Source organism: Candidatus Electronema sp. JC (genome assembly GCF_048287365.2).
Taxonomy (GTDB): domain Bacteria; phylum Desulfobacterota; class Desulfobulbia; order Desulfobulbales; family Desulfobulbaceae; genus Electronema.
Genome location: NZ_JBLWEM020000041.1, coordinates 24,631 through 35,498 on the forward strand (window position 1 = coordinate 24,631; position 10,868 = coordinate 35,498).

Annotated in this window: 9 protein-coding genes; all 9 read left to right on the plus strand. The window is 59.9% G+C overall.

The annotated features are described in order from the left end of the window. Positions 1-3 precede the first annotated feature (3 nt). The 9 genes from ACNKH3_RS07030 (at position 4) to ACNKH3_RS07070 (ending at position 10,733) form a co-directional block, all read left to right on the plus strand. The gene (locus ACNKH3_RS07030; RefSeq protein WP_417915845.1) at positions 4-1,131 is read left to right on the plus strand and encodes an AAA family ATPase; all 1,128 of its coding nucleotides are present in this window, start codon (positions 4-6) and stop codon (positions 1,129-1,131) included. 19 nt (positions 1,132-1,150) lie between these two features. Then, positions 1,151-1,759 carry a hypothetical protein gene (locus tag ACNKH3_RS07035; RefSeq protein ID WP_417915844.1) on the plus strand — a complete coding sequence of 203 codons (609 nt, stop codon included), beginning with the start codon at positions 1,151-1,153 and terminating at the stop codon, positions 1,757-1,759. Positions 1,760-1,811: 52 nt separating this feature from the next. Continuing rightward, a complete protein-coding gene (gene selB / locus ACNKH3_RS07040) occupies positions 1,812-3,737 on the plus strand; it encodes a selenocysteine-specific translation elongation factor (RefSeq protein WP_420208730.1) in 1,926 nt (641 codons plus the stop codon). A gap of 48 nt (positions 3,738-3,785) precedes the next feature. After that, complete coding sequence (locus ACNKH3_RS07045) at positions 3,786-6,416, plus strand: AMP-binding protein (RefSeq protein ID WP_420208731.1); 2,631 nt, start codon at positions 3,786-3,788, stop codon at positions 6,414-6,416. A gap of 72 nt (positions 6,417-6,488) precedes the next feature. Further along, on the plus strand, positions 6,489-6,941 hold the full coding sequence (locus ACNKH3_RS07050; protein ID WP_420208732.1) for a PAN domain-containing protein: 453 nt from the start codon (positions 6,489-6,491) through the stop codon (positions 6,939-6,941). Between the two features lie 159 nt (positions 6,942-7,100). Further along, positions 7,101-7,724: a TIGR04211 family SH3 domain-containing protein gene (locus ACNKH3_RS07055; protein ID WP_417916379.1), complete on the plus strand. Its 624-nt coding sequence runs from the start codon at positions 7,101-7,103 to the stop codon at positions 7,722-7,724. 22 nt (positions 7,725-7,746) lie between these two features. After that, positions 7,747-8,298 (plus strand): ATP-dependent protease subunit HslV, encoded by a 552-nt coding sequence (gene hslV, locus ACNKH3_RS07060; RefSeq protein ID WP_417916380.1) that lies wholly within the window; start codon positions 7,747-7,749, stop codon positions 8,296-8,298. Positions 8,299-8,323: 25 nt separating this feature from the next. Beyond that, the gene (hslU, locus tag ACNKH3_RS07065) at positions 8,324-9,718 is read left to right on the plus strand and encodes an ATP-dependent protease ATPase subunit HslU (protein WP_417916381.1); all 1,395 of its coding nucleotides are present in this window, start codon (positions 8,324-8,326) and stop codon (positions 9,716-9,718) included. A gap of 16 nt (positions 9,719-9,734) precedes the next feature. Then, positions 9,735-10,733: a hypothetical protein gene (locus ACNKH3_RS07070; protein WP_417916382.1), complete on the plus strand. Its 999-nt coding sequence runs from the start codon at positions 9,735-9,737 to the stop codon at positions 10,731-10,733. Positions 10,734-10,868: the final 135 nt, after the last annotated feature.

Consider the following 10,868-nt stretch of genomic DNA (forward strand, 5'->3'; position numbering starts at 1 on the left):
ATCATGATCACAAAACTCGTCGCGTCGAATTACCGCAGCTTGGGCCCCAGCACAAATTTCCAGCCAGGCAGACTGTCTTTTCTCATCGGCCAGAACGGCTCAGGCAAATCCAACATTCTTGATGTGCTTTCTTTTGTCCGCGACGCAGTCAAGCATGGCTTACCTGCGGCCATCTCCAACCGCAACGGCATTGACAGCGTCCGCCGACGCAGTCATGGCCGACCTTTTGATGTGCAGATCGAATTGGAGCTGACAATTGATAGCAGCCCATATAAATATGGTTTTGTGCTGACCGGCGACCGTCTTGAAGAATACAGAGTTAAATCCGAGCAAATCGTTGCAAGTGAGCACAATAAAGGCACCCAGGAATTTCGGCGCATTGGCAATGAATGGAATGGACCGGACGGTGCTGCTCCATACATGGATGAGCAGTCGCTGGCATTGACAGCTCTTGGCGGAACCAAGCTGTTCAAGCCATTAGTTGATTTTCTCTCCGACATCACGGTGTATTCGATTTTTCCCGACAAGCTGCGGGTGCCGCAAAGTTTTGACTCCAGCCGCCCTTTGAAAGAGCATGGCGAGAACTGGGTTTCGGTTCTGCGCGATCTGATCAGGCAGGAAGAGGTCAAAGACGACATGGTGGCCGGGCTGCACAAGCTCACCGGCGACATTGAGGACATCCGGGTGAGCAGGGCGGCTGGCTATCTGATCGCCGAATTCCGGCAGCAGGCGAAATCAAAGAAAGAAAAACGCTGGTTCGACGCGGCCCAGCAGTCAGACGGCACGCTCCGGGTCGCCGGACTGCTCACAGCCCTGCTGCAAACTCCGCACCTGCCGGTCATCGGCATTGAAGAGCCGGAGCTGACCGTGCATCCCGGCGCATTGCCCATGCTCTACGACTATTTGCGGCAGACGAGCGAGGTATCGCAAATTTTTGTCACCACACACAGCCCGATCATTCTTGATGTGGTTGATGTGCGGAACGATGCGATTTTCGTGGTCAGCCGCGCTGACGGCAAGACGGACATTCATAAAATGACTGAAGCGCAGCTGCAACCTGTGCGCGACAGCCTGCTGCGGCTTGGCGACTTGTTCATTGCCGGAGATTTGCAGCCGCAGCGGCTTTTCTGACAGTTGCAGGGAGAATGAATTGACCGCCAAGAAAGGTTATCTTCTTGTTGAAGGGCATGGCGAAGTGGAGGCGGCGCAGAATCTTGTTGTCCGCGTCAGCCAGACAGTCGGCCTATATCTGCCGTGGAGCAAGCCGCTGCGCTGGCCAAACCTGCATCAATGGCAGGGCAGAAGAACTGGCGGCATCAAAGCGGGCGCGGAGCTGATCCGTTCCAAGCCGGACGCAGGCGCGCTGCTGATACTCCGCGACGAGGACGACCGGTGCCCCAAGCAGCTTGCGCCAGAAATGGCGCAGCAGCTACGGACGCTCAATCTGCCCTTTCCTACAGCCTATGTCCTGCTGCACCGCGAATACGAGGTGCTTTTTCTTCCCTGCCTGAGCAAAATGGGCTTCCCGGCATGGGACAAGGATTCTTGGGAAGCCCACCGGGGCATCAAAGAATGGCTTTCTGCGCAGCTACCGAAAGGCAGGGCGTACAAACCTTCTGTCAGCCAGCTTGCCATGACGCAAAAAATTGATCTCGACATGCTGCGGGCCGCCGATGTTCCTTGTTTTGGCAGCTTGGAAAGAGGGCTGGCCTTTCTGGCCGCGCATCTGGCGCAGCCGGGGCTTGTGTATCCAATCTAAGCGGGACGCATTCCCATCCCGTTCCACAACCAAGCAGCCTGAAAAACAAAGAATGCGTGAAATAATCCTCGGCACTGCCGGTCATGTTGACCACGGTAAGACCAGCCTAATCCGCGCCCTGACCGGCATTGACACCGACCGTCTGAAAGAGGAGAAAGCGCGGGGGATCACCATCGAGCTTGGCTTCGCCCATCTTGATCTGCCCTGCGGCCACCGCCTCGGCATCGTGGATGTGCCTGGCCATGAGAAGTTCGTCCGCAACATGGTGGCGGGCGCAGCAGGCATGGATATGGTGGCTTTTGTCGTGGCAGCGGACGAGGGCATCATGCCGCAGACCAAAGAGCATTTTGACATTTGCCGCCTGCTCGGTCTCCGCGACGGCCTGATCGTCCTAACCAAGAAGGACATGGTTGAACCAGACTGGCTGATCATGGTGCAAGAGGAAGTGCGGGAATTCTTCAGCGGCAGCTTTCTTGAGAACGCGCCGCTCATCCCGGTTTCCTCTGTTACAGGCGAAGGCATAGAGGAAATCAAGCAGGTGCTGGACGCAAAAGTCCGGGCAATCAACTTTCAGGAGGAATTCGGCCCGTTCCGTTTGGCCGTTGACCGGGTCTTCTCGATGAAGGGCTTTGGCACGGTGATTACTGGCAGCTCGCTTTCCGGGCGCATCGCAGCGGGCGAAGATCTCACCTTTTACCCCGGCGGCCTGACGGCGAAAATACGGGGCATTCAAGTGCATGGTGCCGCGCGCGAGCTGGTCGAAGCCGGGCATCGCACGGCCATCAACTTGCAGGGTATTGATAAAGAGCAGATCAGCCGGGGCGACATGGCTGCCGCGCCCGGCTCAATGCTTGCTTCCACCCTTTTAGATGCTGATTTGCACTATTTAAAGGGGAATAGTAAAAAGCTGAAGAACCGCAGCCAGGTGCGCCTGCATGTCGGCACACGGGAGATTGTGGGCCGGGTCGTGCTGCTGGAAAAGGACGGTTTGGATCCGGGCGAAGATGCGAACATTCAGCTCATTCTCAAAGAGCCGGTCACGGTCTGGCCGGGCGACCGCTTTGTCATCCGCAGCTATTCGCCTGCGGTCACTCTCGGCGGCGGCGTGATCCTCAATAACTTCCCGCCCAAGCGCAAACGGGCGGCGGAGCGCGACCGCCAGCGCAGCCGCGAGGTCTTTGCAGTCTATAAGAACGGCGGCCTGACCGAAAAAATCCTGCTGCTGCTTGAGGAAAGCGGCGTGCAGGGCATCACTGCCGAGCAGCTGGCAGCTCGGCTCGGCCTTTTTGGCAAGCGGCTGAAGAAGCAACTCGAACAGCCCATCTCAGCCAAGAAAATACTGGTGGTGGAAGCGGACAGCCAGCGGCTTGTGGCGGCTTCTGTGGCCGATAAACTGGCTGAAGCCATCCTGGCCTTGCTCGGCAAATACCATCGCGACAATCCAATCAAAAACGGCCTGGCCACGGAGGAACTGCGCTCTAAGCTCAAGCCGCCTGCTGATCAGAGGCTCTTTCAATATTTGATCAGCAGCCTGAGCAGACAGGGCCGCATCGTCCAAGAAGGGGCTGAAGTGCGACTTGCCGGGCATCACATCACCCTGCAAGTGGATGAGCAGGCCATGCAGAACAAGATAGGCCGCGTTTATCAGCAGGCTGGCTTGGAACCGCCCCTGCTTAAGGAGGTGCTGGCCTCCTTATCTGAGTTTCCAGAGAAACGGATTCAGCAGGTCATGGATTTGCTGCTCCGGCAAGGCGTGTTGGTCAAAGTCAATGAAAGTCTGATCTTCCACAAAGAAGCTCTGAACGCGCTGGCCGACAAGATGACCGCCTTCATGCTCAAAGAGGGCGAGATTGACGCGCCTCGCTTCAAAGATCTGACCGGGTTGTCCCGCAAATTTTCCATCCCTTTGTTGGAGTATTTCGATAAAATCAAGCTGACCATTCGGGTCGACGACAAGCGGGTGCTGCGGAAACGCTGAATGCCAACAGCTGCGCCAGATGTCTTTTTCACCACATGAGGTCTTGCCGTGAAGCTCCTGCTCAATCTCCTGCTTGCCTGTCTGCTCCGCCTCCGCTACCGCATCCGCGTTTCCGGCCTGCGGGCAATCAAGAAGAGCCGCCGCGATGACCGGCGGCCCATCCTCTTTCTGCCCAACCATCAGGCCCTGATTGACCCGGTGATCATCACCAGCCTGCTGTTCAACGCCTTCGCGCCAAGGCCGCTCGCTGATGCGGGTCAGACCAGCCACCCGCTTTTCCGCTGGCTGATGGCCGAGCTGCGGGCGATCCGCATCCCGGATCTCAACACCAGCGGTCAGCAGGTCAAGGAGCAGGTTTTTGCAGGGATTGAGGAGATCATCGCCGCGCTCAAGCAGGGCGACAGCGTCCTGCTCTACCCTTCGGGGCGGATCAGTCGGGGCAATATAGAGCTGATCGGCGGCAACAGCGGCGCGGCCACGATCGTTCATGGTGTGCCGGAGGCCCGGATTGTCATAGTCAGACTGCGCGGCCTCTGGGGCAGCCGCTTCAGCCGGGCGCGGGGCATTCCGTCTTTGCTGAAAGACATCGGCAAGCTGACGCTGGCGGTGCTGGCGAACGGCATTTTCTTCATGCCGAGACGCAAGGTTGAGATTGAATTTGTCGAGCCGGATGGTTTCCCAGCCCGCAACGCAGGCAAGCAGGTGATCAACCGCTATTTGGAGGATTTTTACAACCAGAATCCTGACCGGCACACCGAAGTGCCGCTGTACTGGTGGCAGGGCTATGCGCCGATCTATCACGAGGAGCGGCAGGCCGAGTTTGCGGACAAGGACACCGGCAAAATTCCGGCAGCCACCCGCGCTTTGGTCATCGACAAGCTGCGCGAGCTGGCGGGCGCGCCGGACATCGCCGAGAGCGACAGCCTTGCCGCTGACCTTGGCTTGGACAGCTTGGTGCTGGCGGAGTTCGGCGCATGGCTTCAACAGGAGTTCGGCGTGGCGGCGGACAATCTTGAAGCCCTAAAAACCGTGGCCGACTGCATTTTGGCTGCGGGCGGCATCATGCCGACGCTCGCTGGCGCGGAGCTGAAGCCGGTCTCCGCCGCCTGGTTCGCCCCGGCCGAGGCACGGACGCTGTCCATCCCCGACGGCGCGAACATCGCCGAGCTGTTTCTGCGGCAGGCGGAGAAGAATCCTGATCAGGTCATCCTTTCCGATCAGCTTCGGGGCGACAAAACGTGGCGGCAGCTCGTCTTGGCCATTGATGCCCTGCTGCCGGAGATTGAGCAGCTGCCGGGCCAGCGCGTCGGCATCATGCTGCCCGGCTCGGTCAGCGCGGCGGTCACGTGGCTGACCGTAATTTTCAGCGGCAAAGAGCCGGTGATGGTCAACTGGACCAGCGGCGTGGCCAACATGAAGCACTCGCTCGGCGTGGTCGGCGCGACGCAGGTGCTCACCGCCAAAGCCCTGACCAGCCGCCTGGCCGCGCAGGGCATCGAGCTGGAGCAGGTCGGTGTGCAGTGGCTTTATTTGGAAGACATCGCCGCCCGCATCACGGCTGGGCGCAAGATAGCCTCACTGCTGAGGAGCCGTTTTTCTTGGAGCAAGCTGCGGCAGGCCAAGATTGCTGAGAACGCGGCTATCCTCTTCACTTCCGGCTCCGAGGCGCGACCGAAGGCAGTGCCGCTCACGCACGCCAATTTCCTCGCCAATCTGCGCGACTTCTCGCAGATGCTCTCGCTTTCATCGAACGACCGCCTTTTAGGCATCCTGCCGGTCTTCCATTCGCTCGGCCTGGCCGGAACCGTGATGCTGCCGCTCTGCGCAGGACTGCGCACGGTCTATTGGCCCAACCCGACTGAAGGCGCGATGCTCGCCAAGATGACTGAAGCCTACGGCGCAAGCGCACTTATCACCACGCCGACCTTTCTCAGCGGGATGCTGCGGGCAGGCACGGCGGCACAGCTCCACTCTCTGCGCCTGATCTTCTCTGGCGCGGAAAAATGCCCGGACCATGTCTTCGCCGCTCTAAAAGAAAAATGTCCGCAGACCCTGCTCTGCGAGGGATACGGCGTGACTGAGTGCTCGCCGGTGGTTTCGGTCAACTCGCTCACGGATCCCAAGCCGGGCACAATCGGCAAACTGCTGCCCTCAATGCGTCATGTCCTCATTGATGTGGAAAGCGGCAAGCCAGCGGCTCCGGGCAAAAACGGGCGGCTCTTGGTGCGCGGCCCGAATGTATTTTCAGGCTACATCGGCGAGGCCAAGTCGCCCTTTGTTGCGTTTGACGGCCAGCAGTGGTATGACACCGGCGACCTGATGTTTGAACGCGACGGGGTGCTGGTCTTTGCCGGGCGGCTGAAACGCTTTGTCAAGCTGGGCGGGGAGATGATTTCGCTGCCTGCGATTGAGCAGGCTTTGGAGACGCGGCTTCCGGCTGGCGAGGGGCCGGTGCTGGCCGTAGCCGCAGCTGGCGACGAGCAGCACCCGGAATTGGTGCTGCTGACCACCTTGGCCGTCGAGCGGCAGGAGGTCAACCAGATCATCCGCGAGGCCGGGCTGTCGCCGCTGCACAACATCCGGCAAGTGCGGCAGGTCGAGACGATTCCGCTCCTCGGCAGCGGGAAGATTGATTACACAGGAATCAGCAGGATGGTGCGGGAGGACGGCTGTTTTTGATTTTTTTCAGGCAAGCGGCAGGAATATGTGCATTTTCCGCCGAAACATGGTAAATAAACCGGTGCCGCTGAAATGTCCCTTCCTAACATACTCTGCGAGGACAACACCATGTACAGCAAGCTCTTTTTCGCCCTTCTTCCTGCCGCTCTGCTTGGCTCCGCCGCGCTGGCCCACTCCCAGCCGCCGCCTCCTGCGGCAGCGGTTTTTCCGCCTCCGGCGGCAGTCGCCCCGGCACTGCCGACGATGACCGGGCCGCCGTCCGCAGCAGGGCCGGTCGGGCCGGCCTTCATCGTGGAGTACAACACCGATCTGCCCGGCAGCGACCTCCGGCCCGGCTTTCCGGTCGGCGATTTCGGCCAGTGCATGAACGCCTGCGTTGAAGATCCCGGCTGCCGCGCCTTCACTTGGGTCAAGCCGCACGAGCAGCCGCCGCGCCGCGACAACGCCAGCCCGCTCTGCTGGCTCAAAGGCTCGGCGCCGAACAAGATCATGAATCCGGGCATGATTTCCGGCATCAGACGGTAAGCTCCGCCCCGCCGCCGCTCCTGCGGCGGCTTATTTTTCCTCACTGTCCGCCCGGACAGCTTTTTCCTTTTCTTGACTTGCATTGCAGCCGCTTTATAGTGTAGCCTGACAGTTTTCAGCTGCAATGAGCCACCTATCCGCCAACCCGAATCACGCACGATGACAGCTTTGCTCAACAAGGGCCGCTGCGCAGCAGGCGGGCGGAATGCCGCCGCTGCGTCCAAAACCGCTCTGCGCCGCCTTCTTCCGCTGCTTGCCGCCGCCTGGCTGCTGCCTGCCGCCGCTTCAGCCGGATCTGCAACCCGGTTCATTTCGGCCAACATTGACGTGCCGGTGCGGCGCGGAGCTGGGGATAATTACAAAATTATCAAGATGGTCCGCGTCAACGTCAAAAGCGAGCTGCTGGCGGAGAAAAATGGCTGGGCCAAAGTCCGTTTCGAGGACGGCGACGAAGGCTGGCTGCCGGAGCATCTGCTCACCGCTGCTGCGCCGCCGGTGGAGGATGCCAAGATGTTCCGTCAGCAGAATGAGCAGCTCAGAAAAAAAAATGACGATCTGAGCATGGAGCTGACCGCGCTGAAGGAGCATCAGGACAGCGAGAGCGAAAAACTGGCCGACTGCGTTGCCGCGCAGAACAAGCTCAAAGCGGAACGCCGGGCGGCTGAGGACACCGGCAAGCTCTTCTGGTTCCTCGCGGGCGGCGGCGTGCTGCTGCTGGGCTGGCTGCTGGGCCGTTTCTCGCACGGCTCTCCGCGCAAAAAAAGCGGCCTCAGCATCCGCTGATTTTTTCTCCACGACACACACCATGCAACGGATACGCTCAACGACTATTCTGGCGGTGCGGCATAAAGGCGAGGTGGTCATGGCCGGAGACGGCCAGGTCTCGCTTGGCCAGACCGTGATCAAGCACCAGGCCCGCAAGGTGCGGCGGCTGCATCATGACAAGGTGATCACCGGCTTCGCCGGCTCTACCGCCGACGCGTTCACGCTCTACGACCGGCTGGAGCAGAAGCTGGAGCAGTTCAACGGCAGCCTGATGCGGGCCGCTGTGGAGCTGGCTAAAGACTGGCGCACGGACAAGATGCTCCGCCGCCTTGAGGCGATGATGATTGCTGTGGACAGCAAATATTCACTTCTGCTCTCCGGCAGCGGCGACGTGATTGAGTCGGACAGCGGCATCTTGGCGGTCGGCTCCGGCGGGGCTTTCGCGCAGGCGGCGGCCACGGCCCTGATCGCTCATTCCGCTTTGGATGCGGAGGCTGTAGCCCGCGAGGCGATGAAAATCGCCGCCTCCATCTGCGTTTACACCAATGACAACCTGATCGTGGAGAAGCTGCTGGCAGCTCCGCAAGGGTGATTTTTCGATTTTCGAGCAACCACGCATGAACCCATTGAATTCCCTCACCCCGAAGCAGATTGTGCAGGAGCTGGACCGCTACATTATCGGTCAGAACGAGGCCAAACGCTCCGTGGCCATCGCCCTGCGCAGCCGCTGGCGGCGGCAGCAGGTGCCGCCGCCGCTCAACGAGGAGATCGCGCCGAAAAACATCATCATGATCGGCCCCACCGGCGTGGGCAAGACGGAAATCGCCCGGCGGTTGGCGCATCTGGCGCAGTCGCCCTTCCTCAAGGTGGAAGCGTCGAAATTCACCGAAGTTGGCTACGTGGGCCGCGATGTCGAGTCCATGATCCGCGACTTGGTGCAGTTAGCCTGCAACATGGTCGCCAAGGAGGAGGAGGAGGGTGTTGCCGCCAAGGCCGCTGCGGCGGCGGAAGAGCGGCTGCTGGATCTGCTGCTGCCGCCGATTCCGGCCCCGAAGCCGGGCAGCGGAGAAGAAGGCGGGGTGATCGCCCTGCCGTATGAAGACGAGAGTCTGCGCAACAGCATGGACAAAACCCGCGAAAAGCTGCGCCGGATGCTGCACAGCGGCGAGCTGGACGAGCGCACTGTGGAGCTGCAAGTGGCTGCAAGCCGCGCGCCGGGGCCGGTGGTCGAGGTCTTCTCCGCCTCCGGCCTAGAGCAGATGCAGTCCTCTTTGCAGGAGGCGTTCTCCAAGATTTTCACCGGCCAGAAGGAAGAGCGCAAGGTGCGCGTGCCTGAAGCCTTGGAGTATCTGAAGAAAGAAGAGGCGCAGAAATTAGTGGACAGCGGAAGCGTGGCTGAAAAGGCGGTGCGCCGCACCGAGCAGACCGGCATCATCTTCTTGGATGAGATCGACAAGATCGCCTCGCGCGGCGGCGGCGGCCATGGCCCGGATGTCTCGCGGGAAGGCGTGCAGCGCGATCTGCTGCCCATCGTCGAAGGCTCGACCGTGACCACCAAATACGGCCCAGTGCGCACCGATCACATTCTGTTCATAGCTTCCGGCGCGTTTTACACCAACAAGCCTTCGGATTTGGCCCCTGAGCTGCAAGGCCGCTTTCCCATCCGGGTCAATCTCAACGCGCTGGGCGAAGAAGAGTTTTTCCGCATCCTCACAGAGCCGAACAACGCCTTGGTCAAGCAGTACACCGCCCTGATGCAAACTGAAGGAATTGAACTGAAGTTTGATGAGGCCGCTGTGCGGGAAATGGCTCGGATTGCGGCGGAGGTCAACCGCAAGACCGAGAATATCGGCGCGCGGCGGCTGCACACGGTGATGGAGTGCGTGTTAGACAAGCTCTCCTTCGATGCCTCGGAACTGGACGGGCAGACCTTCACCGTGACGGCGGATTACGTCCGGCAGCAGCTGTCCGTCATTTCGGAGAACGAGGATTTGAGCCGTTATATTTTATAACTGCCTGAGAAAAAACATGGATCATCAAAACCTGCCCGGCTTTGTCGCCGCGCTGCTGCGCCCGGAAGCCTATCCGCATCCTGCCGTTGATGTGCGGCTGGTGCAGACGCATATCTCCTTCGTCCTCATCGCGGGCGATTTCGTCTATAAATTCAAGAAGCCGGTCAACTTCGGCTTTCTCGACTTCTCCACCTTGGAGAAGCGGCGGCACTGCTGCGAGCAGGAGCTGCTGCTCAACCGCCGCCTCTGCCCGGAGATTTACCTTGATCTGGTCACGGTGACAGCGGAGGGCCTCAGCGGCTCCGGCGAGGCGCTCGAATACGGCGTGAAGATGGCCCGGATGCCGGAAGAAGGCATGATGGGCAATCTGATCCGGGCGGGCAAGCTGGGCCGCGAGCAGGTGGATGCGGTGGTTGAGCGGCTGATTCCCTTTTATCAGCAGGCGGAGCGCAGCGCGGAGATTGACGGCTTCGGCTTGGCGGACAAGGTGGCGGTCAACATCTTGGAGAACTTCGAGCAAACCCAAGGCTTCATCGGCCAAGGCGCGCTCAGTCAGGCGCAGTTTGACCGCATCTCGGCGTGGTCAAAAGCCTTTCTTGCTGATGAAGAGCGTTTCAAGCAGCGCATCGCAGGCGGTTATATCCGCGACTGCCACGGCGATTTGTATTCGGCCAACATCTGCTTGGCGGACAAAGTCTATATCTTCGACTGCATTGAGTTCAACCAGCGTTTCCGTTATTGCGACGTGGCCAGCGACGTGGCTTTCTTGGCGATGGACTTGGATTTTCACGGCCTGCGCGAGCTGTCCGAGCACTGCATTGACCGCTTCTGCCAGCTCTCCGGCGACAGCGGCCTGCGCGGAATGCTGAACTTTTACAAATGCTACCGGGCCTATGTGCGCGGCAAGATTGGCCTCTTCACCGCAGGCGACCCGGCAGTTGACGAGGCAGTGCGCCAAAGCTGCACCGAGGCAGCGGCCAAGTATTTTGCCTTAGCGGAAAGCTATGCCACCTAATGTGCAACTCTTAAAAAAATGCCCGATCCATGGGGCGCATCCTGTAGAATAGCGGTATCTAAGCCATATTCACAAGGAGCGCGCCATGGACCGGGACAGTTTCATTATCGCTGTTTTTCTGACAGTCTGCAACCA